The 22551-nt window shown below is 64.2% G+C and carries 13 protein-coding genes; 10 read left to right on the top strand and 3 right to left on the bottom strand.

Annotation, left to right across the window (positions count from 1 at the left end):
- Positions 1 to 140: 140 nt before the first annotated feature.
- The gene (gene hutC, locus AB4Z43_RS13735) at positions 141 to 881 is read right to left on the bottom strand and encodes a histidine utilization repressor (RefSeq protein ID WP_019857531.1); all 741 of its coding nucleotides are present in this window, start codon (positions 879 to 881) and stop codon (positions 141 to 143) included.
- On the bottom strand, positions 878 to 2230 hold the full coding sequence (locus AB4Z43_RS13740) for a formimidoylglutamate deiminase (protein ID WP_441937906.1): 1353 nt from the start codon (positions 2228 to 2230) through the stop codon (positions 878 to 880). Before AB4Z43_RS13740 ends, hutC begins: the two co-directional genes overlap by 4 nt.
- 97 nt (positions 2231 to 2327) lie before the next feature.
- On the opposite strand from AB4Z43_RS13740, the gene hutI reads away from it, so the two are divergent.
- The 9 genes from hutI (at position 2328) to AB4Z43_RS13785 (ending at position 20527) form a co-directional block, all read left to right on the top strand.
- Positions 2328 to 3557, top strand: a complete 1230-nt coding sequence (gene hutI / locus AB4Z43_RS13745) for an imidazolonepropionase (RefSeq protein ID WP_441937907.1) — start codon at positions 2328 to 2330, stop codon at positions 3555 to 3557.
- Positions 3554 to 5095, top strand: a complete 1542-nt coding sequence (hutH, locus tag AB4Z43_RS13750; RefSeq protein ID WP_441937909.1) for a histidine ammonia-lyase — start codon at positions 3554 to 3556, stop codon at positions 5093 to 5095. The genes hutI and hutH overlap by 4 nt, the downstream gene beginning before the upstream one ends.
- Entirely contained in the window at positions 5095 to 5913 is an 819-nt protein-coding gene (hutG, locus tag AB4Z43_RS13755; RefSeq protein ID WP_441937911.1) for an N-formylglutamate deformylase, read from the top strand. Before hutH ends, hutG begins: the two co-directional genes overlap by 1 nt.
- A gap of 24 nt (positions 5914 to 5937) precedes the next feature.
- Positions 5938 to 6312, top strand: a complete 375-nt coding sequence (locus AB4Z43_RS13760; RefSeq protein ID WP_441937913.1) for a hypothetical protein — start codon at positions 5938 to 5940, stop codon at positions 6310 to 6312.
- On the top strand, positions 6312 to 7982 hold the full coding sequence (gene hutU / locus AB4Z43_RS13765) for a urocanate hydratase (protein ID WP_441938218.1): 1671 nt from the start codon (positions 6312 to 6314) through the stop codon (positions 7980 to 7982). The genes AB4Z43_RS13760 and hutU overlap by 1 nt, the downstream gene beginning before the upstream one ends.
- 12 nt (positions 7983 to 7994) lie before the next feature.
- Complete coding sequence (locus AB4Z43_RS13770; RefSeq protein ID WP_202360217.1) at positions 7995 to 8573, top strand: HutD/Ves family protein; 579 nt, start codon at positions 7995 to 7997, stop codon at positions 8571 to 8573.
- A gap of 288 nt (positions 8574 to 8861) precedes the next feature.
- Positions 8862 to 17453 carry a GH36-type glycosyl hydrolase domain-containing protein gene (locus tag AB4Z43_RS13775; protein ID WP_441937915.1) on the top strand — a complete coding sequence of 2864 codons (8592 nt, stop codon included), beginning with the start codon at positions 8862 to 8864 and terminating at the stop codon, positions 17451 to 17453.
- A 370-nt stretch (positions 17454 to 17823) separates the two neighbouring features.
- Positions 17824 to 19596, top strand: coding sequence for a glucan ABC transporter ATP-binding protein/ permease (locus AB4Z43_RS13780; RefSeq protein WP_019857540.1), 1773 nt, complete (start codon positions 17824 to 17826; stop codon positions 19594 to 19596).
- A gap of 172 nt (positions 19597 to 19768) precedes the next feature.
- Complete coding sequence (locus AB4Z43_RS13785; RefSeq protein ID WP_019857541.1) at positions 19769 to 20527, top strand: heme ABC transporter permease; 759 nt, start codon at positions 19769 to 19771, stop codon at positions 20525 to 20527.
- A 32-nt stretch (positions 20528 to 20559) separates the two neighbouring features.
- Here the strand turns inward: AB4Z43_RS13785 and AB4Z43_RS13790 are convergent, their stop codons facing one another.
- The gene (locus tag AB4Z43_RS13790) at positions 20560 to 21618 is read right to left on the bottom strand and encodes a D-TA family PLP-dependent enzyme (protein WP_441937918.1); all 1059 of its coding nucleotides are present in this window, start codon (positions 21616 to 21618) and stop codon (positions 20560 to 20562) included.
- 242 nt (positions 21619 to 21860) lie between these two features.
- Here AB4Z43_RS13790 and AB4Z43_RS13795 point away from each other — a divergent pair, with 242 nt between their 5' ends.
- Positions 21861 to 22547, top strand: a complete 687-nt coding sequence (locus tag AB4Z43_RS13795; protein WP_027046725.1) for a D-lyxose/D-mannose family sugar isomerase — start codon at positions 21861 to 21863, stop codon at positions 22545 to 22547.
- Positions 22548 to 22551: the final 4 nt, after the last annotated feature.

Consider the following 22551-nt stretch of genomic DNA (forward strand, 5'->3'; position numbering starts at 1 on the left):
CTGAAACTGCCAATCTCCCCCACAAGGGGGAGATCGGGTCTTGTCCCGGACTGCGCAACTGCCCTTCGCTATGGCTCCGGGCGTTCGGCGTTCGAAAAGCCAAATCGTTGGCTTTTCGCCAGCCGTCGGCTGGACACGCCTCACCCCTGCGACGGCGTGAATCTTGCCACCAGCGTGTGGCTTTCCGCCGGATAGATAAACCGCACATGGGTAACCGGGTGTTCAGCGCTCCAGGTGCGGCGCTCGACCACAAGGCATGGCGCGCCCGGATCGATGTCGAGCGCGTCGGCGATAGCCTCATCGGCGGCCATGGCGCGGATGCGATGCTCGGCCTCGCTCCATGGAACGCGGCCGATCAGCCAGGGGCCGGCGGCGATCTCCAGAAACTCTTCGTTCCCGGCTTCCGGAACCGCGGAAAGATTGATCAGGCGCTGCTCGAGTGCGAAGGGCCGTTCGCCGGCAAAATGCAGGCCTTCGATCCAGAGCACCGAGCCTGCGGCGGACAGGCCGAGCAGCGCTCTGTCCTCCGCATTGCTGCGGCGCTTGAGCTGTTCCAGCCGCTCGTAGCGATAGAGGAGGCCAAGCGCTTCGACCTCGATCCTGATGTCGTGAAGTTCCAGCACTGCTGCCTGCGACTGCGGCCGGCGGACGAAGCTGCCCGAGCGGCGGCGGCGTTCGATCAGCCCGGCCTTGGCCAACTGCGACAGCGCCTTGTTCACCGTCATGCGCGAGCAATTGTACTCGGTCGTCAGTTCGTGCTCGAACGGAATGCGATGTCCGGGCGCCCAGGCGCCCGACAGGATCTTTTCGCTGATGTCGGACAGGATGCGTTGGTGCAGGGAACCGCCGCTGTCCGCATCCGCCGTCTCGACCGTGCTCATGCCGAAAGCGCCCTCATCACGGCGCGAAAACGCTTTGCGATAGCTTCGCGCCTGGCATGCCTGCCGCCGCTGACCTGCTTCTTGCCGTGCACCCAGACGCAATCGATCGTGCTGCCATTGGCGAAGATCCAGGCGTCGAGGATGGCGTCGCCTGCCTTGCCGGCCAGAGAAGGATGGCCGGCGTCGAGCGAGACGAGATCTGCCGCGGCGCCGGCGGCGATCTGCGAGGCACCGGCGCCGAGCGCCTGGCTGCCGCCGTCGAGTGCTGCGTCGAACAGCGCCCGCCCGGTCGAGCCGCCGGCCACCGCCAGCACATTGCGGGCGCGGTGGGCGAGGCGCTGCGAATATTCGAGTTGGCGCAATTCGTCGGGCAGGCCGATCAGCACGTTGGAATCGGAGCCGATACCGAAGCGGCCGCCATGCTCGGTGAATAACGGCGCGGCAAACGTCCCGTCGCCGAGATTGGCCTCGGTGATCGGGCAAAGACCGGCGATGGCGCCGCTTTTGGCCATGCCGATGGTTTCGGCATCGGTCATATGGGTGGCGTGGATCAGGCACCAGCGCTGGTCGACCTCGGCATTGGCCAGCAGAAATTCGACCGGGCGCGCGCCGGACCAGGTGAGGCAGTCCTCGACCTCCTTCACTTGTTCGGCGACGTGGATGTGGATCGGCCCATTCGGCGCCAAAGCAGCAATTTGGGTCAATTCCTCCGGTGTAGCGGCGCGCAGGCTGTGAGGCGCGACGCCGACGACAGCCTGATTCAACGCGCGAACCGATTCACTGGACTTCTCAACAAGCCGGGAGAACCGATTCACATCGTTGATGAATCGCCTTTGGCCTTCGTTCGGGGCCGCTCCGCCGAAGGAGGAGTGCGCATAAAACACCGGCAGCAGCGTCAGGCCGATGCCCGTTTCGCCGGCGGCGGCGGCGATGCGCTCGGCCATCTCGGCGAGATTGGCGTAGGGTTTTCCATCGCGATCATGGTGCAGATAGTGGAATTCGCCGACGCGGGAAAAACCGGCTTCCAGCATCTCGACATAGAGCTGCGCGGCGACCGCCTCGACCTGATCGGGCGTCATCGACAGCGCGAAGCGATACATGACCTCGCGCCAGCTCCAGAAACTGTCGGCGGAGGGGCCGCGAAGCTCAGCCAGGCCGGCCATGCCGCGCTGGAAGGCGTGGCTGTGCAGGTTGGGCATGCCGGGGACGACAATTGTGTGGCGCTCGTCGCCGGCCTGCGGTGCCGTGTCCGCCTCGACTGAGGCGATGCGGCCATCATCGAGCGCGATCCTGACATTGCCTTGCCAGCCCTCGGGCAGCAGCGCCTGTTCCGCAAAGATCGCCGTCACGTCCGTCTCCAAATCTGCATGCCTAAGCGACGAGACCACTTGCGTCGCGTTTCAATATGTATATACATAATCGTCATCCTTTCAAATGGAAAAGATGATGGGTGGAGCAAACGGGAAGAGCGGCCTTCGTGTCTGGCGCAATGCGCGCCTGGCGACCATGGCCGACGGTGTGGCGGGCCTCGGCATTGTCGAGAAAGGCGCGATCGCCGCGCGCGATGGTCTCATTGTTTATGCCGGCGCGGAGGCCTCGATGCCGGCTTCGGCGGGGCAGGGCGCGGACACGGTCGATTGCGACGGCCGCTGGATCACGCCGGGCCTGATCGATTGCCACACGCATCTTGTCTATGCCGGCAACCGCGCCAATGAATTCGAGATGCGGCTGGCCGGCGCCACCTATGAGGAAGTCGCCCGCGCCGGCGGCGGCATTGTGTCCTCGGTCAAGTCGCTGCGCGCGGCAAACGAGGATGACCTTGTTGCCCAGACGCTGCCGCGCCTCGATGCGCTGATGGCCGAAGGTGTCACGACGGTCGAGGTCAAATCGGGCTATGGCCTCGATCTCGACAATGAGAAGAAGTCGTTGCGTGCCGCCCGCCGGCTGGCCAATGAGCGCCCCGTCACAATCCGTACAACCTGCCTCGCCGCGCACGCGCTGCCGCCCGAAGCTAGGGGTGACAAGGACGCCTTCATCGATCTCGTCGCCGCCACGATCCTGCCCGACGTCGCCGCTGAGAAACTTGCCGACGCCGTAGACGGTTTTTGCGAAGGCATCGCCTTTTCGCCGGAGCAGATCGCACGCGTCTTCGACAAGGCCAGAGCGCTCGGACTGCCCGTGAAACTCCATGCCGACCAGCTTTCGAATCTGCACGGCGCAGCACTTGCCGCCAGCTATGGCGCGTTGTCGGCGGATCATCTCGAATACACCGATGAGGCAGGCGCTGCCGCGATGGCGAAGGCCGGCACGGTGGCGACCATCCTGCCCGGTGCCTATTACTTCATCCGCGAAACCAAGAAGCCGCCTGTCGACCTGTTCCGCCGTCATGGCGTGAAGATGGCGGTGGCGACGGACAGCAATCCCGGCACCTCGCCGCTCACCTCGCTGTTGCTCACCATGAATATGGCCGCGACGCTTTTTGGCTTGACCGTCGATGAATGCCTTGCCGGCGTCACTCGCGAGGCCGCGCGTGCACTTGGCTTTCTCGACAACGCCGGCACGCTGGAGGCCGGCAAATCCGCCGACCTGGCGATTTGGGACATCGAGCGCCCTGCCGAACTCGTTTACCGCATGGGCTTCAACCCGCTCCATGTGCGCATCTGGAGAGGACAATGACCGAACTGACCCTGAAGCCTGGCAATGCGACGCTGGCCGACTGGCGCGCCATCTACCGTGGCGCCGTGCCGAAGCTGGATGAGGCCTGCCGTCCAAAAATCAAGGCGAGCGCCGAGGCCGTCGCCCGGATCGTCGCCAAGGGCGAGCCGGTCTACGGCATCAACACCGGCTTCGGCAAACTGGCCAGCGTGCGCATCCCGGCTGGCGATCTCGAAACCTTGCAGCGCAATATCGTGCTGTCGCACGCCGCCGGCGTCGGCGAGCCGATGCCGGTCGCAATTGCCCGGCTTATGATGGCGTTGAAACTTGCCAGCCTGGCGCAGGGTGCGTCCGGGGTGCGACCCGAAACCATCGATTTGCTGGAAGCGATGCTCGCCAACGACGTCATCCCGGTGGTGCCGGCGCAAGGTTCCGTCGGCGCGTCCGGCGATCTTGCACCGCTGTCGCACATGACGGCGGTGATGATCGGCGTCGGCGAATGCTTTACCCCGCATGGTCGTTTCCCGGCCAAGGTCGCTTTCGTCTCGCACGGCCTCGAGCCGGTGACGCTGGGCGCCAAGGAAGGTCTGGCGCTGCTCAACGGCACGCAGTTTTCGACCGCCTATGCGCTCGCCGCTCTGTTCGAAGCCGAAGTGCTCTACCAGTCGGCGCTGGTCGCCGGTGCGCTGTCGACCGATGCCGCCAAGGGGTCCGACGCGCCGTTCGACCCGCGCATTCATCTCCTGAGAAAGCACCGTGGCCAGATCGAGACGGCGGAGGCACTGCGCAATCTGATGGCCGGTAGCGCCATCCGTGAATCGCATCGTGTCGGCGACGAGCGCGTGCAGGATCCCTATTGCCTGCGCTGCCAGCCGCAGGTGATGGGCGCCGCGCTCGACGTGTTGCGCAAGGCGGCCGATACGCTCGGCACCGAGGCCAATGGCGTCACCGACAATCCGCTGATCTTCGCCGAGGATGACACGGCCCTTTCCGGCGGCAATTTCCACGCCGAGCCGGTGGCTTTCGCCGCCGACATGATCGCACTGGCCGTCTGCGAGATCGGCTCGCTGTCGGAACGCCGCGTCGCCATGCTGGTCGATCCGGCGCTGTCAGGCATGCCGGCCTTCCTGACGCCCAAGCCGGGCCTCAACTCCGGCTTCATGATCCCGCAGGTGACGGCGGCCGCACTCGTTTCGGAAAACAAGCAGAAGGCCTATCCGGCCAGCGTCGATTCGATCCCGACCTCGGCCAACCAGGAAGACCACGTCTCGATGGCCGCGCACGGTGCGCGCCGGCTGATCGGCATGGTCGAGAATGCCACGGCGGTGATCGGCATCGAATTGCTGGCCGCCGCGCAAGGCTGTGACTTCCACCAGCCGCTGGCGTCGAGCGATGCGCTGGAGGCAGTGCGCAAGTTGGTCCGGGCCGAAGTGCCGCATCTCGACAATGACCGCCACTTCCACCCCGACATGGAAAAGGCAATCGCCATGGTGCGCAGTGGTGCGACCGTCAGGGCTGCCGGCGCGGTGGCGCTGCCGTCGATCGCGGGAGCGGCGTGATGACTGCCACACCCTGGCTTACCGTCAGCCGAGGCACAGCACCGCTGCTGGTGTCGATCCCGCACACTGGCATCGACCTCGCCGGCCTCGACCCCCGGCTGGTGTCGCCCTGGCTCGGCCGCCGCGATTGCGATTGGTGGATCGACAATCTCTACGACTTCGCCGGAAGCCTCGGCGCCACGGTCGTCCACACCGCGATCTCGCGCACCGTCATCGATGTCAATCGCGACCCGTCCGGCGCCTCGCTCTACCCCGGCCAGGCGACCACCAGCCTGTGCCCGACCGAGACCTTCGACGGTGACCCGCTCTACCGCGAGGGCGAGGAGCCGGGACCGTCGGAGGTCGACGAGCGTCGCGAAAAATTCTTCGTGCCTTACCATGCTGCCTTGCAGGCCGAAATCGACCGCTTGCGTGGCCTGCATGACAACATCGTCCTCTACGATTGCCATTCGATCCGTTCGGTATTGCCGCGTCTGTTCGAAGGCACGCTGCCAGTCTTCAACCTCGGCACCAACGACGGCAAGAGCGCCGATCCCATCCTGCAGGAAAGGGTCGCCGCAATCCTGGTCGGAACTGGCGAGACATGGGTCGTCAATGGTCGCTTCAAGGGCGGCTGGATCACGCGCCATTTCGGCCAGCCACAAAGCGGCGTGCATGCGCTGCAGATGGAGCTCTCCAACCGTGGCTACATGCGCGAGCCGGAGGAGAAGGGCTCGCCGGACAATTGGCCGGTGCCTTACGAAGCCGGATTTGCGGCGCCGATCCGCGTAACGTTGGAGAACATTCTGAAAACCGCGATTGCCTGGGCGCAGGGCTGATCGGCAATTCTTCGGAGGAACGCAGTGACCGGACATGTCAGGACATTCCTTCTCGCGGGGGGGCTGGTTCTAGCTGCAATCGTTTCGGCATTCGCCGCCGAAGTGGCGATGAAAGGGCCGGAAATCCTTGCCGATCTGAAGGGCGCGCAGGTCCAGGGCGACGGCTGGTCCCAAGACTTCGATGACGGCGGCGCAACAAGCTATGCCAGAGGCGACAGTCACCAGATAGGCCGCTGGGACGTGCGGGGTGACCAGTACTGCTCGCTGTGGCCGCCCTCTGATGTTTGGGCCTGCTACACCATGACGATCGATTCCTCCAATCCTGCCAACGAGCGGATCACTTGGATTAGCGCCGACGGCTCCCGCAGCACCGCGCATCTCATTCGAAAGGGACAATGATGAACAATCCTCGCCACAACATCCGTGAAGTGCGCAGCCCCCGCGGCGACAAGCTCAACGCCCGATATTGGACGACCGAAGCGCCGCTGCGCATGCTGATGAACAATCTCGACCCCGATGTCGCCGAGAACCCCAACGAACTGGTCGTTTATGGCGGCATCGGTCGGGCGGCACGCACCTGGAACGATTTCGACAGCATCGTCGCCTCGCTGAAGACGCTTGGCGAGGACGAGACGCTGCTGGTGCAGTCCGGCAAGCCGGTCGGCGTGTTCCGCACCCACACCGATGCGCCGCGTGTGCTGATCGCCAATTCCAACCTCGTGCCGCACTGGGCGACCTGGGACAAATTCAACGAACTCGATAAAAAGGGCCTGATGATGTACGGCCAGATGACGGCCGGCTCGTGGATCTATATCGGCACGCAAGGCATCGTGCAGGGCACTTACGAGACCTTCGTCGAGGCGGGCCGCCAGCACTATGGCGGCAATCTCAAGGGCAAATGGATCCTAACCGGCGGTCTCGGCGGCATGGGCGGCGCCCAGCCGCTGGCCGCTGTCATGGCCGGCGCCTGCTGCCTGGCCATCGAATGCAACCCGGACTCGATCGATTTCCGCCTGCGCACCCGCTACGTCGACGAGAAAGCCGAGACGCTCGACGAAGCGATTGAAATGATCGAGCGCTGGACCAAGGCCGGCGAGGCGAAGTCGGTCGGCCTGCTCGGCAATGCCGCCGAGATCGTGCCCGAAATGTTCAGGCGCGGCATCCGCCCCGATATGGTCACCGACCAGACCTCGGCCCACGACCCGATCAACGGCTATCTGCCGAAAGGCTGGACCATGGCCGAGTGGCGCGAGAAGCGCGTCAGCGACCCGAAGGCGGTCGAGAAGGCGGCTCGCGCTTCCATGCGCGAACATGTCGAGGCGATGGTAGCCTTCTGGAACGCCGGTGTGCCAACGCTCGACTATGGCAACAACATCCGCCAGGTCGCCAAGGACGAAGGTTTTGAGAATGCCTTTGCCTTCCCCGGCTTCGTGCCGGCCTATATCCGGCCGCTGTTCTGCCGCGGCATCGGTCCCTTCCGTTGGGCCGCACTCTCCGGCGATCCGGAGGATATCTACAAGACCGACGCCAAGGTGCGCGAACTGACGCCTGGCAACACCCATCTGCACAACTGGCTGGACATGGCGCGCGAGCGCATCTCGTTCCAAGGCCTGCCGGCGCGCATCTGCTGGGTCGGTCTCGGCGACCGCCATCGGCTCGGCCTCGCCTTCAACGAGATGGTCGCCAAGGGCGAACTCAAGGCGCCGGTCGTCATCGGCCGCGATCACCTCGATTCCGGCTCGGTCGCCTCGCCGAACCGCGAGACGGAAGCGATGAAGGACGGCTCCGATGCCGTCTCCGACTGGCCTCTGCTCAATGCATTGCTCAACACCGCGTCGGGCGCCACCTGGGTGTCGCTGCATCATGGCGGCGGCGTCGGCATGGGTTTTTCCCAGCATGCCGGCATGGTCATCGTCGCCGACGGCACGCGGGACGCCGCCAGGCGCCTGGAGCGCGTGCTGTGGAACGATCCGGCGACCGGCGTCATGCGTCATGCCGATGCCGGCTACGACATCGCCATTGAGTGCGCCAAGGAGCACCAGCTCAATTTGCCCGGCATTCTCGGCTGATAGGCTGAAATCATGTGCATTCTTCGTGCCGCCGACTACCGCGTCATGCCGTGGAAGAACGGCGGCGGCACGACGACAGAGATCGCCGTCTCGCCTGACGGCGCCGGCCTTGACGAGTTCGACTGGCGCGTGTCGATGGCCCGCGTCGAGGGCAGCGGGCCGTTCTCCAGCTTTGCCGGCATCGACCGCACGCTGTCGGTGCTGGAAGGCGAGGGCATCGTGCTCGATGTCGCCGATCAGCCAGCGGTGCGGCTGACGCCGACTTCCGCGCCGTTTTCCTTTCCAGCCGACCTGCCGACCAGCGCCTCGTTGATCGCCGGCCCGATCACCGACCTCAACGTCATGACGCGCCGCGGCCGCACGTTGCATTCGGTCGAGCGGCTCGCGATTTCGCAGCCTGTGGACATCGCGACGCGGGCCGGTTCGACCCTCATCCTTTGTCACAAGGGCGAAGCTGTTTTCCCCGAGGCTGGGTCAATTCGCCTCGGGCCGCTCGACACGTTGCTGATCGGGCCGGATGCTCCCATCATGAAGGTCGAGCCGGCGCGGGATACGACGCTGTTCGTGGTCCGGATAACCGCCGCCGCCTGAGGCTTTCGCGCCAACGGTTACCGCCTGTTTCCAAACATGATAGCAATGCCGGCGAAATATAGCGTAAGCTCCTGCCGGCATCACGAAAAAGCCCGAATCCTCTCCGCCGATCGAACCCGACGTGAGCGAGGGGCGCTCGTCTTTGAGTTTGGTCGAAAGATGACGCTCTGTCGTGGTGCGGAAACAAACTTTCGGCATAGGGGTTGATGCAACCAATTGCATTTGAACCGGTTTTAGGGCCATTGCCGTGGCGGTGACGCCGCTGAGTGCCCGCTTACGGAATTTTCAATGAATATTCAGACGAATCCTGCCCAGATCGAGAAGACAAGCGCGAGCTTTCCGGCCATTACGGAAGAGCCGATAAGGTCGACATTCCTGCCGGAGGAGCGCCTTCGGCTGCTTGGCGAAAGCCTGGCCAAAGGCGATCTCACCGATCTTTTCGGCCTGATCCCATTTGATTTCCAGGCCCGCATCCGCGACAGCGCCAAGAAGATCCTCGAAGTCTACCGTTCGACCAATGCGGCGCAGGCCAAGGGTGAGACGATCACGCCGGCCGCGCAATGGCTGCTCGACAACAATTATCTGGTCGAAGAGACCATTTTCCAGGTCAAGCGCGATCTGCCGCGCCGCTTCTATCGTCAGCTGCCGACGCTGAAACTGCCTGACGGCGGCACCGTGCCGCGTGCGCTGGCGCTGGCCTGGACCTATGTGGCGCATTCGGACAGTTCCGTCTCGGCGACCATGTTCAAGTCCATCGTCCAGGGTTTTCAGTCAGTCGAGCCGCTGAAGATCGGTGAACTCTGGGCGCTGCCGTCGCTTTTGCGGTTCGTGCTGATCGAAAATCTCCGCCGGCTGGCCGTCAGGGTCAATCGCACCCGCCAGATGCGCCAGATCGCCAACGATGTGGCGGACAAGGTGCTGGCGACCGACGAAAGTGCCGACCGCCAGGCGATCCTGGCCAATTTCAGCGCTCACGCGCAGGACACCACCTTTGCCACGCAGCTTCTCTATCGCTTGCGCGATGGTTCGCAGAATGCCGGCAAGGCCCTGGAATGGCTGGAAGGCGAGCTCGAAAAGACCGGCTCCGATGCCGAGGAGATCATCATCTCCGAGCATCACACCCTGTCCAGCGGCAATGTGACGACCGGCAACATCATCCGCGGCCTGCGCCTCATCAACGACGTCGACTGGACGGTGTGGTTCGAAGGCGTCAGCCGCATCGACACCGTGCTGCGCGAGCGCACCGATTTTGCCGCGCTCGATTTCTTCTCGCGCGACCAATACCGCACCGCGATCGAGGAACTTGCCCGCCGCTCGAACCTGTCGGAATACCGCGTCGCCGAAAAGGCGATCGAACTGGCCGGCCAGGCCGCTAGCGAACACGCCGCCGGCGAACATGTATCGGCCGGCGATGGCGACGATTCCGCGCCGGCTCCGTCCGCGCATACCGATGTCGGCTTCTTCCTCGTCGGTCCGCGCCGTCTGGAGCTGGAAAAAGCGATCGGCTATCGGCCCACCATCAGCCAGACGGTCAAGCGGACGTTCACCAAGACCGGATGGTTGGGCATTGTCCTGCCGGTCTTCGCGCTGACGGCCCTGCTTCTCGTCCTCACCGGCAATGCGTTGGCCAATCTCGGCCTGTCGGTGACCTCGATCGTCCTGATGCTGGCGCTGTTTGCCGTGCCGGCGAGCGAGGGCGCGCTGGCCTTCTTCAACACGGTGGTCTCGCTCTTCCTCAAGCCGACACGCCTGATCGGTTACGATTACAGGCACGGTGTGCCGCCCGAGGCGCGCACGCTGGTGGTTGTGCCGTCGCTGATCGGCTCGCGCGACGATGTCGAGGAAAACATCCGCAACCTCGAAGTCCATTACCTTGCCAATCTGGTGGACGAGATCCATTTCGCGCTGCTGTCGGACTGGCCCGACAGCAAGATCGAGATCGATGCGGCCGACACCGAGATCCTCGAATATGCCCGCGCCGAGATCGCCCGTCTCAACGCCCGCTATCCCTCGGAAGGCGCGCCGCGCTTCTACATCCTGCACCGTCGCCGCCTCTTCAACGCCGCTCAAGGGGCCTGGATGGGCTGGGAGCGCAAGCGCGGCAAGCTGCATGAGCTTGACCTTCTGCTGCGCGGCGACAGCGACACGACTTTCCTGCCGCTCGACGTGCCGCTGCCGGAAAAAGTCGTCCATGTTATGACGCTCGACGCCGACACGCGCACCACCCGCGACGCGGTGGCGAGCCTCGTCGGCAAGCTCTGCCACCCGCTCAACCGCCCGCATTTCGACGCCGCCAGGCGCGTCGTCACCGCCGGTTACACGATCCTGCAGCCGCGCATCACCGCTTCGCTGACATCAGGCGACGAGGCCTCGTTCTTCCAGCGTGTGTTCTCGGCCAATCGCGGCCTCGACCCCTATGTCTTCGCCGTTTCCGACCTCTACCAGGATGTCTTCAGCGACGGGTCCTTCACTGGTAAGGGCCTCTACCATGTCGATGCCTTCGAGGCCGCCCTGCAAGGCCGCATCGAGGAAAACACCGTCCTCAGCCACGATCTGCTCGAAGGCGCGCTGGCGCGCGCTGCACTGGTCACCGACGTCGAACTGGTCGAGGACTATCCGACCCGCTACTCGGTCGACGCCTCGCGTCACCATCGCTGGGCACGCGGCGACTGGCAGCTTCTGGGCTTTATCCTCGATCCGCGCTCCGGCGTTCCGGCCCTGTCGCGCTGGAAGATGGTCGACAATCTGCGCCGCTCGCTGACGCCGATCTTCTGGGTGATGGCGGCGATCGCAGGCTGGACCTTGCTGCCCTTCACGCAGGCCGCGCAATGGCAGGCCTTGCTGATCCTCAGCCTGTTCATGGCGCCGACCTTCGATGTCGTCAACGCCATCCTGCCCAAGAGCGGCGACCAGACGCCGCGCGGCCATTTCTCGGCGCTGGCGCGCGACGTCGCGTTCGGCACCGCCATGGTGGCGCTGAAGATCGTGCTGATGGCGCACAATGCCTGGATGATGGGCGACGCCATCGTGCGCACGCTCTACCGGTTGTTCGTCAGCCGCCAGAATCTTTTGGAATGGCGCACCGCTTCCCAGGCGCACAAGGCCGGCGACAACGATGTCGGCTCCTATTACGGCATGATGTACGGCGCCGTGATCATCGGTTTCGTCGGCCTCGCCATTCCGGTGCTGGCCGATTCCACTGGCGCCTTCGTCGCCTTCTTCTTCGCCCTGTTCTGGATCGGCTCGCCGGCGATTGCCAGCTGGATCAGCCGCTCGGCCGAAACCGAGGACCGGCTGCGCATATCGCAGGCCGATATCCATACGCTGCGCACTATTGCGCGGCGCACCTGGCACTATTTCGAGAGCTTCGTCACGGCGGAGCATCACAATCTGCCGCCGGACAATTTCCAGGAAAGCCCGGCACCGGTCGTGGCGCCGCGCACGTCGCCGACCAATGTCGGCGTCTATCTCCTGTCGGTGGTCTCGGCGCGCGATTTCGGCTGGATCAGCCTGTCGGATGCCATCACCCGCATCGACGCGACCATGACGACCATAGAGAGCATGCCGCGCCACCGCGGCCATCTCTTCAACTGGTACGACACTACGACGCTGAAGCCGCTGTACCCGCTCTACATTTCGGCTGTCGACAGTGGCAATCTCGCCGGCCACCTGGTGGCCGTGGCGGCGGCCTGTGCCGAATGGGCGGAAGCGCCGTCCGTTCACCTGCAGGGTGATTTCGAAGGCATTCTCGACACGGTGACCATCCTGAGCGAGAGCCTTGATGAATTGCCCGACGACCGCCGTCAGCTCAGGCCTCTGCGCCAGCGTCTCGTCGATCGCCTGGACGGCATGCGGCGCGCCGTCGAGACGATCAAGGCGCAGCCGGAAATGGCCTCGATCCGCACCATCAACCTCGCCGTGCTGGCGGGCGAGATCCGCAAGCTAGCCACCGCCATCCACACCGAGGCGGCGTCGGCCCAGAGCGACGTCATCGTCGACTGGGCGGCGAGGCTGGAAGCCACTTGCGAGGCGCATGTCCATGATGCCCATAGCGACGACAACGCCGTCGAAGCGCTGCGCGCCAAACTTCTGACCTTGCGCGAGCGCACCCGTCGTTTCGCCTTCGAGATGGAATTCGCCTTCCTGATGCGGCCGGAACGCAAGCTGCTGTCGATCGGCTACCGGGTCGAAGAACACCAGCTCGACGAAAGCTGCTACGACCTTCTCGCCTCCGAGGCGCGGCTGACCAGCCTGTTCGCCATCGCCAAGGGCGACCTGCCGACCGAGCACTGGTTCCGGCTCGGCCGTCCGATCGTCGAGATCGGCTTCCAGGGCGCGCTGATGTCCTGGTCGGGCTCGATGTTCGAGTATCTGATGCCACCGCTGGTGATGAAGGAGGCGCAGGGCTCGATCCTCAACCAGACCAGCAAGCTGATCATCAAGCGTCAGATCCAGTACGGTCGCCAGAAAAACGTGCCCTGGGGCATCTCGGAAGCGGCCTACAACGCCCGCGACCGCGAACTGACCTACCAGTACACCAATTTCGGCGTGCCCGGGCTTGGGCTGAAGCGCGGCCTTGGCCAGAACACGGTGATAGCCCCCTACGCCACCATATTGGCGGCGCAGTTCAACCCGCGCGAAGCCGTGCACAACCTGGCGCGTCTGCGCGACATCGGTGCGCTTGGCCCGCATGGCTTTTACGATGCGGTCGATTTCACGCCGCAGCGGGTGCCTGAAGGGACCAACCACGCGGTCGTGCTGAACTACTATGCGCACCATTCGGGCATGTCGATCGCGGCGGTCGCCGACGCGATCTTCGAGGGTCGCCTGCGCGACCGTTTCCACAGCGACCCGGTCATTGAATCGGCTGAACTCCTGCTGCAGGAAAGGGCCCCGCGCGACATCCCGACCGCGACCGTCAGGACCGAGGCGGACGAGCGCGCCAAGGACGAGACCGAAACCGAGAGCCCCGACACCCGCATCGTGCTCGATCCGCTGCGGTCGCTCCGCTCGACCAATGTGATGTCGAACGGCCGTTATTCGGTGATGGTGACGGCAACCGGCTCCGGCTACAGCCGCTGGGGCGATCTTTCCGTTACGCGCTGGCAACCGGACCCGGTCGAGGACCGTCTCGGTTCCTACATCTTCCTGCGTGACGTCAGCACCGGCGACTGGTGGTCGGCAACGGCGGAGCCAAAGCGCGCGGCAGAGGAGAAGGTGCAGACCCTGTTCTCCGATGACAAGGCGAGCTTCGTCAAACTGGTCGGCACATTGCGCTCCGAGGTCGAATGCATCGTCGTTTCCGAAGGCAATGGCGAAGGCCGTCGTATCACGCTCTACAATGAAAGCACGTCCGATCGTTTCATCGAGGTGACGTCCTTTGCCGAACTGGTACTGGGTTTGGAGGCCTCCGATAACGCGCATCCGGCCTTCTCCAAGATGTTCGTGGAGACTGAAATCGCCGCCAATAAAGGAGCGATCTTCGCCACGCGCCGCAAGCGCGAGACCAGCGAGCCCGATATCACGCTGGCGCATTTCGTCACCGATCCGTCCGGACCGGCGCGCGATGCCGAGGCCGAGACCGACAGGCGCGCCTTCATCGGCCGTGGCCGCTCGATCGTCGATGCCGCGGCTTTCGATCCGGGCGCCAGGCTCGGCGGCCATTCCGGCTTTACGCTCGATCCCATCGCCTCGCTGCGCCGCCAGGTGCGCGTGCCCGCCAACAAGAAGATATCGCTGACCTTCTGGACCGTGGTAGGGGCCAACCGCACCGAGCTGGAAGAAGCGATAAACCGCCTCGACCATCAGGAGAGCTTTGCCCGCCAGGCCATGCTTGCCTGGACGCGCAGCCAGGTGCAGACCCGCCATATGGGCCTCAGCCTGACCGATGCCGCCAATGTGCAGAAACTGGCGCGCTATCTGATCTACCCCGACGCGTTCCTGCGCTTGCCGGCCGAATCCCTCGCTTCGGGCCTGGGCAAACAGTCGAGCCTGTGGCCGACCAGCATTTCGGGCGATTTCCCGATCTTCCTGGTCAGGATCGGCGACGTCGCCGATCTGGAAATCGTCGCCCAGGCGCTGCGCTTCCAGGAATATATGCGCACCCGCGGCATGATGATCGACTTCGTCGTCGTCAACGAGCAGGCTTCGTCCTATGTCCAGGACCTGCAGCGCGCGGTCGAGACGCTGTGCGAAAACAGCCGTCTGCGCGGCAAGGAACTCGGTCCCCGCCAGCACATTTTCGCGGTGCGCCGCGACCTGATGGAAGAGACCACCTACAAGACGCTGCTCGCCGTCGCCCGGGTGGTGCTGCATACGCGCAACGGCACCATCTTCGATCAGATCGAACGGGCCGAGGCGGCTGCCTTGCAGGCGCGCGACGGCCTGCCGTCCACCGGATTGCCGGCTCCGCGCGAAATCCCGGCGGCGCATGCCTTTGCCTCGCAGTCCGTGGCGGATGTCAGCGCCGATGGCTCTGGCCTCAGCCAATGGAACGGCTTTGGCGGTTTCGACGGCGACGGACGGCACTATGTGGTGCGTCTGGCTGGCCGGCGCACCACGCCGCAGCCCTGGATCAATGTCGTCTCCAACGCCTCGTTCGGTTTCCATACGTCGGCCGAGGGTGCTGCATTCACCTGGAGCCGCAACAGCCGCGATTACCAGTTGACGCCGTGGTCCAACGATCCGGTCTCGAACCGGCCGGGAGAGGGCATCTATATCTACGATCAGGCCAGCGGCAGGGCGTTCTCGCCGATCGCCGCCGTGGTGCGCGATCCCTCGATGACCTACGAGGCCTGGCATGGCCAGGGCTTCTCCACCTTCCGCTCGAAGCGTGGGCCTTTGTCGATGGACCTGACCCATGTGGTCGACCCCGTCGATCCGGTGAAGATCACGCGGCTGCGCATCCAGAATTCAGGCGCGGTGCCGGCGCGGCTGCGCGTCTATGCCTACGCCGAATGGGTGCTTGGCGGGCATCGGTCGCGGACGGCCGCCACCATCGTCCCGTCCCGCGACGGGGTGACCGGCGCGTTGCTGGCGCAAAACCCCTATGGGCTCGATTTCAGCGAGCGGGTGGCTTTCCTCGCCGCCGATGCCGCTGTTCATTCGGTGACGGCGGATCGCTCCGAATTCCTCGGCCGGCACGGGTCCAGCGAGCTGCCGCACGCGGTGCTGACCGGCGCGGCCTTGTCGGGCCGTGTCGAAGCCGGGGATGACCCCTGCGCGGCGATCGCCCGCGACGTCGAGATCCCGGCCGGCGGCGACGTCACGCTGCTGTGGCTACTCGGCGATGCCGACACCCCCGCGCAGGCGAGCGCGCTGGTGCAGGCGCACCGAGGCAAGGATTTCGACCAGCGCCTGGCTGACAACGAGCGCGAGTGGCGCGGTTTCCTCGACACCATTCAGGTCGAGACGCCGGACAAGGCGCTCGATGCCATGGTCAATCACTGGCTGCCCTATCAGAGCCTGGCCTGCCGCATCCGCGCCCGCTCGGCCTTCTACCAGGCAAGCGGCGCCTTCGGCTTCCGCGACCAGCTGCAGGACACGCTGGCGCTGCTGGCGCATGATCCGACCCTGGCGCGCGACCAGATCCTCAACGCCGCGCGGCGGCAGTTCCCGGAAGGCGACGTGCAGCACTGGTGGTTGCCGCGCACCGGAGCCGGCGTGCGTACCATGATCTCCGACGATGTGGTCTGGCTGGCCCACGCCACGGCGCGCTATCTCAGTGTGACCGGCGACGCCGCCATCCTCAAGGAGCAACTGCCCTTCATCGACGGGCAGGCGCTGGGCGAGGGCGAGCACGATGCCTTCTTCACCCCTGAAATCTCGAAGAAGACGGTGTCGCTTTACGACCATTGCGCGCGTGCGCTCGACCTTGCCATCAAGCGCAGCAGTCCTGCCGGCCTGCCGCTGATCCTTGGCGGCGACTGGAACGACGGCATGAACCGTGTCGGCGAGCACGGCAAGGGCGAGAGCGTGTGGCTAGGCTGGTTCCTGCTGAAGACGCTAGGCGACTTCGCCCTCGTCGCCAAGAGCGAGGGCGACAGCAAGCGCGCGCAGGCCTGGGCGAAGCATGCCGAGGCGCTCAAGCGGGCGCTTGAGAGCACGGCATGGGACGGCGAGTGGTACCGGCGCGGCAGTTTTGACGACGGCACGCCCTTGGGGTCGCGTACCTCCGAAGAGTGCAGGATCGACTCCATCGCCCAGTCGTGGAGCGTGCTTTCGGGCGAGGGCGACCCGGCGCGGTCGACGACGGCTATGCAGCAGGCGACCAGCCTGCTCGTCGACGACAAGCTCAAGATCGTCAAACTGTTCACGCCACCCTTCTCGAAGACGCAGAAGGACCCCGGCTACATCAAGAGCTATCCGCCTGGTGTGCGCGAGAATGGCGGCCAGTACACGCATGCGGCGACGTGGTTCGTCATCGCGCTGGCCGAGATGGGGCAGACGGACGAGGCCTATCGCTGCTTCTCCATGCTGAACCCGGTCAACCACGCATCCGACGAGGCCTCGGCCGAGCAATACCGCGTCGAACCCTATGTGGTGGCGGCCGATATCTATGCCGGAGACGACAAGGGCGGGCGCGGCGGCTGGACCTGGTACACCGGCTCGGCGGGCTGGCTCTACCGGGCGGCGGTCGAAGGCATTCTCGGCATCGAACGGCGCGGCAAGCAGATCACGTTCCGGCCGAAACTGCCCAGCCATTGGGATGGCTACCAGGCTTCCCTGAAGATGCTGGGCGCCGAGATCAAGGTTCATGTCGTTCGCGACAAAAAGACCAAGACGATCTCGCTTGAAGTCGACGGCTCGAAAACAAAGTCCGCCTCCTTCGAACCCAAAGCTGGTACCAAGACTGAGGTCGTGGTAAAGATACCGGCGTAAAATCAATACCTTAAGTCAATAGGTCGCGCGTCCTTCGGGGCGCGCGACGTCGCGAATGTTTACTTGCGTGCGATCGGCGACGGCATCCGCCAGGCATTGCCTGACACTTCATGCAAGCCTGCGGTGATTAAAAATGTGGCAGCGCTCGGCCACTGCCATGATTTTGCCGCAAGGCTGGCATTTCACCTTTTATCTCAAACCGTTAGGTGATCACGTCAGATTTCGCATCGTCGTCATCTTTTGTTCGCAAAATGGGAACGGAAGCGATAGACGGGCATTGTTTTGCGACGCGTCAACCGTTACGTGTCAAGCAATGGTGCAGTGCACAATACCGCATTGAGCACAGTAGAGAATTGGCGGAGTAGCTGAAGTGTCACTTCTGCAGATCTATTGGAGAGCGCTGGGCTATCTGGCCGCCGACAAGAGGCGCGTCGCGCTGATTTGCGGCGCCAATGTCGCACTTGCCGCTATCGCCATCCTGGAGCCGATCATGTTTGGCCGGGTGATCGATGCCATCTCCGCGCATGGCTCTGTATTCTCCACGCTTGCCGTGTGGGCCGGTTTGGGCGCCTTCAACGTCATCGCTTTCGTCCTGGTGGCGCGCGGCGCCGACCGCTTTGCTCACGCCCGGCGTAGCGAAGTGCTGTGCCAGTCCTTCGAGCGCGTCATCACCATGCCGCTTGCCTGGCATCATCAGCGCGGCACGTCCAACGCCCTGCACACGCTGCTGCGTGCTGTTGAGACGCTGTTCAGCCTATGGCTCGAATTCATGCGCCAGCATCTGTCCACGGCTGTCGCGCTCGTCCTTCTCGTGCCGACGGCGCTCAGCATGGATGTCCGCATGTCGATGGTCCTGCTCGCGCTTGGCGTGCTCTATGTCGGCATCGGCCGTCTGGTGATGAAGCGCACCAAGGCGGGCCAGGCAGCCGTCGAGCGCCATTACCACAAGGTGTTCGCCCATGTGACGGACTCTGTGAGCAACGTCGCCGTTCTCCAGAGCTACAACCGCCTTGGCCATGAGGCCGAGACTCTGCGCCGCTATGTCAAGAACCTGCTCGACGCGCAGAACCCGGTGCTCGACTGGTGGGCCATCGCCAATGCGCTCAATCGTCTGTCGTCGACCATCTCGATGATGGTGGTGCTTCTGATCGGCGCTTATCTGGTGACCCATGGCCAGTTGCGCGTCGGTGATGTCATCGCCTTCACCGGCTTCGCCACGCTGCTGATCTCGCGGCTCGACCAGATGTCGGCTTTCGCCAACCAGATTTCGGAGGCTCGCGCCAAGCTCGAGGAGTTCTACAAGCTCGAGGACTCGGCCGCCGATGCCGCCGAACCGGATGGCCTGCGCGACCTTACCAATGTCACCGGCCATGTCCGCTTCGAGGATGTCAACTTCGAATTCGCCAATTCGGGGCAGGGCGTCAGCGATGTGTCCTTCGAGGTTCAGGCCGGCCAGACCGTCGCCATCGTCGGACCGACGGGTGCCGGCAAGACCACGCTGATCAATTTGCTGCAGCGCGTCTTCTCGCCGTCGAGCGGCCGCATCCTGATCGACGGCATCGACACCCGCACCGTGACCCGCAAGTCGCTGCGCCATTCGATCGCCACGGTGTTCCAGGATGCCGGACTGCTCAACCGCTCGATCGAGGACAACATCCGCGTCGGCCGTGCCGAAGCCAGCAATGACGAGATTCACGCCGCCGCCGTCGCGGCTGCCGCGCAGGACTTCATCCTGGCCAAGAGCAATGGCTACGACACGGTGGTCGGCGAACGTGGCGGCCAGCTCTCCGGCGGCGAGCGCCAGCGCATCGCCATCGCTCGCGCGGTATTGAAGGACGCCCCGATCCTGGTGCTCGACGAGGCGACCAGCGCGCTCGACGTCGAGACTGAGGACCGCGTCAAGGAAGCGATCGACGAATTGCGGCGCGACCGCACCACCTTCATCATCGCCCACCGCCTGACCACCGTTCGCGACGCCGATCTGGTCGTGTTCATGGACAAGGGCAGGGTGGTCGAAATGGGTGGCTTCGCCGAGCTCTCGCTGCGCAACGGCCGCTTCGCCAGCCTGCTGCGTGCCGGCGGCCTGCTCAACGACGAGGAAGTCCGCCGCCTCAGCCGCTCCGTGCAGGGCGAGGCCGCGTAAGCATCATCTTTTACCTCCCTCGTGGGGAGGCCGGACCGAAGATCCGGGTGGGGGCAGCGCCGCCCCCATCCCGCTGCTTCGCAGCGACCCTTCCCACAAGGGGGAGGGTAACCAAGCCTGCGACACCACCGCTCGATTGCCCCGATCGCGCTGTCGGTCTATGTAAAGCCGCATGAGCGATACGACTTCACGCCTGAGCGGCTGGATGGACCTTGCCAACCCGACGCGCTTCGTTGGGCTGGCCGACAAGGTCGTGCCATGGCTGGCGACGATCGCCGCACTCATCCTTGCGGTCGGCCTCTATATGAGCTTCGCCGCACCTGAGGATTTCCAGCAAGGCATCACCGTGCGCATCATGTACATCCATGTGCCCTTCGCCTGGCTCGCCATGATGTGTTACTCGCTGATGGCGGTCTCAGCCCTTGGCACGCTGGTCTGGCGGCATCCGCTGGCCGATGTCGCGCTGAAATCGGCGGCTCCCATCGGTGCGGTCTTCACCGCACTTGCGCTGATCACCGGTTCGATCTGGGGCAAGCCGATGTGGGGCACCTGGTGGGTCTGGGATGCCCGCCTGACTTCGGTCTTCGTGCTGTTCCTGATGTATCTCGGCATCATCGCGCTGACCCGTGCGCTCGACGATGCAAGCCGCGCCGCCTGGGCCGCCGCCATCATCACACTGGTCGGCTTCATCAACATCCCGATCATCAAATTCTCGGTCGATTGGTGGAACACGCTGCACCAGCCAGCCTCGGTGTTCCGGATGGACGGCCCGACCATCGACCCCAGCCTGCTCTGGCCGCTGCTAGTCATGGCCGTCGGTTTCACGGCGTTGTTCTTCACGCTGCACCTGATGGCGATGCGCACCGAAATCCGCCGCCGCCGGGTGATCGCCATGCGGCGGGTAGCGGCTCGGCAGGCGGAGCGGGCTTAACCTTCTCCCACAGGGGGAGAAGGGAAGGCCACTCAACCCATTTTCCCCCGCGCTGCCACCGGCAGCGTTTCGAGCACCTGCTCGCCGTCGATCAGGTTGACCTCGTTGAACAGATTGGTGACGACGCAGCAATGGTCGGGCACCACGCGCACGCGCTCGCCGATGCGCAGCTTCGCATCACCGGAAAGCGTGACAGTGCCATGTTCTTCACTGAGTCCGGTGACCCTTGCATCGGGAGCGCCGAGCAGTTCGCCAAAATCCTTTAGCCCGAGCGTGTCGCTCGACAGCGCCTTGCTGCCAGCATCGAGAATGGCGCGTGTTGCCGTTGGATGGCTGACGACGGTGGCGAGCACCGTAAGCGCGCAATCGTCGAGGGTGCCGACGCCTTTGGCGACCTGATAGCGGTCGAGATAGATGTAGGTGCCAGGGCGATATTCGGTGACGACTGATGTATCGCTGGAGCGCCACATGTCCGGGGTGCCGCCGCTGGAGATGCGTTCGCAAGCGAGGCCCGAAGCGGCCAGCGCCTGCTTGGCTTTCGCAAGCCAGGCTTCGGCCTCGGCCGCGCGGCCAGCGGCAGGATAGGTCATCAGCCCGCCAAAGGCGAGGCCACCGGCCTTGTCGATCAGCCTTGCCAGCGCAACCGCCTCATCAGCCGTTTGCACGCCGCAGCGGCCCATGCCGGTGTCGCATTCGACCAGAATCTGGAGAGGATGGCCGGTATCGGTGAAAGCCGCCGCCAGCCCCTCCAGCGTTTCCGTGCTGTCCGCTGTGACCGACAGGGTTACGCGGCCGTGCAGCGCCTTCAGCCGTTCCAGCTTGGCGCGGCCGAGAATGTTGTAGGGTAGAAAAATATCGGACAATCCGGCATCGGCCATCACCTCGGCCTCACCGATCTTCTGGCAGGTTATGCCGACGGCACCCGCCGCCACCTGCTTCTTCGCCCAATAGGGCAGCTTGTGCGTCTTGATATGCGGCCTGAGCTTCAGTCCGTTTTTGTCGGCATGGACCTGTGCGCGGGCGATGTTGGCTTCGGCGCGCGCGGCGTCGATCAGGATCGACGGCGTATCAAGGTCGTGGACGGTCGGCATCTTCTATTCCTGTGAGAATTTGCAGGGTTTATGAGCCTGAAAGTGCTTGATGTCACGCGGCCAGCGGACCGGATCGCTGGGCCATCCCTGCATGGCGAAGGGCACGGCAGGCAGTGAGATGGATCGACACCGCAGCGGCGTTCGGCTATGCGATTTGCAATGCATGTCGCCCAAAAGTGCCCAGCGGTTTTGGGATGACGACATGCAACAACCTAAAGCGTGTAGACACGAAGGGTCAGATCATGAAACGTTCCGCCATCAACGAAATCATCCGCGAAGCCGACGCTTTCATCCGCTCGTTCGGCTACATCATGCCCCCCTTCGCCTATTGGTCGCCCGAGGAGATGAAGGCGCGCCAGGTCGATTCTTCGGCCATCTACACCTCGCGTCTCGGCTGGGACATTACCGATTACGGCCAGGAAAAATTCAACGAACTCGGCCTGTTCCTGTTTACCGTGCGCAACGGCCGCTACGAGGATATGAAGAAGGGCATGGGCATGCTCTATGCCGAGAAGATCATGATCTCGCGCAAGGACCAGCTGTCGCCGATGCACCGCCACAACATCAAGGCCGAGGACATCATCAACCGTGGCGGCGGCAAGCTGGTGCTGGAACTGTTCATGCACGATCGCGACGGCGGCATCGACCCGAAGGCCGAGGTGTCGGTGCCGGTCGATGGAACCATCCATAGGCTGCCGGCGGGCGGTTTGCTGAAGCTCGACCCCGGCCAGAGCGTCACGCTCCTGCCTGGGGTCTGGCATGCCTTCTGGGCCGAGGGCAAGGACGTGCTGATCGGCGAGGTGTCTACCGTCAACGACGATCTCACCGACAATGTCTTCCGCGAGCCGATCGGCCGCTTCTCCAACATCGACGAGGATGTCGCCCCGGTGCACCTGCTGGTGGCCGACTATGAGAAGTGGCTGAGGTAGGGCA

The organism is Mesorhizobium sp. 2RAF45, from assembly GCF_052115225.1.
GTDB lineage: Bacteria > Pseudomonadota > Alphaproteobacteria > Rhizobiales > Rhizobiaceae > Mesorhizobium > Mesorhizobium jarvisii.

What these genes read in the sequence shown, in the direction of transcription:
- hutC (WP_019857531.1), bottom strand. Translation starts at nt 881, where the DNA reads ATGAGCACGGTCGAGACGGCGGATGCGGACAGCGGCGGTTCCCTGCAC.
- hutI (WP_441937907.1), top strand. Translation starts at nt 2,328, where the DNA reads ATGGGTGGAGCAAACGGGAAGAGCGGCCTTCGTGTCTGGCGCAATGCG.
- hutH (WP_441937909.1), top strand. Translation starts at nt 3,554, where the DNA reads ATGACCGAACTGACCCTGAAGCCTGGCAATGCGACGCTGGCCGACTGG.
- hutG (WP_441937911.1), top strand. Translation starts at nt 5,095, where the DNA reads ATGACTGCCACACCCTGGCTTACCGTCAGCCGAGGCACAGCACCGCTG.
- hutU (WP_441938218.1), top strand. Translation starts at nt 6,312, where the DNA reads ATGAACAATCCTCGCCACAACATCCGTGAAGTGCGCAGCCCCCGCGGC.
- AB4Z43_RS13770 (WP_202360217.1), top strand. Translation starts at nt 7,995, where the DNA reads ATGTGCATTCTTCGTGCCGCCGACTACCGCGTCATGCCGTGGAAGAAC.
- AB4Z43_RS13775 (WP_441937915.1), top strand. Translation starts at nt 8,862, where the DNA reads ATGAATATTCAGACGAATCCTGCCCAGATCGAGAAGACAAGCGCGAGC.
- AB4Z43_RS13785 (WP_019857541.1), top strand. Translation starts at nt 19,769, where the DNA reads ATGAGCGATACGACTTCACGCCTGAGCGGCTGGATGGACCTTGCCAAC.
- AB4Z43_RS13790 (WP_441937918.1), bottom strand. Translation starts at nt 21,618, where the DNA reads ATGCCGACCGTCCACGACCTTGATACGCCGTCGATCCTGATCGACGCC.
- AB4Z43_RS13795 (WP_027046725.1), top strand. Translation starts at nt 21,861, where the DNA reads ATGAAACGTTCCGCCATCAACGAAATCATCCGCGAAGCCGACGCTTTC.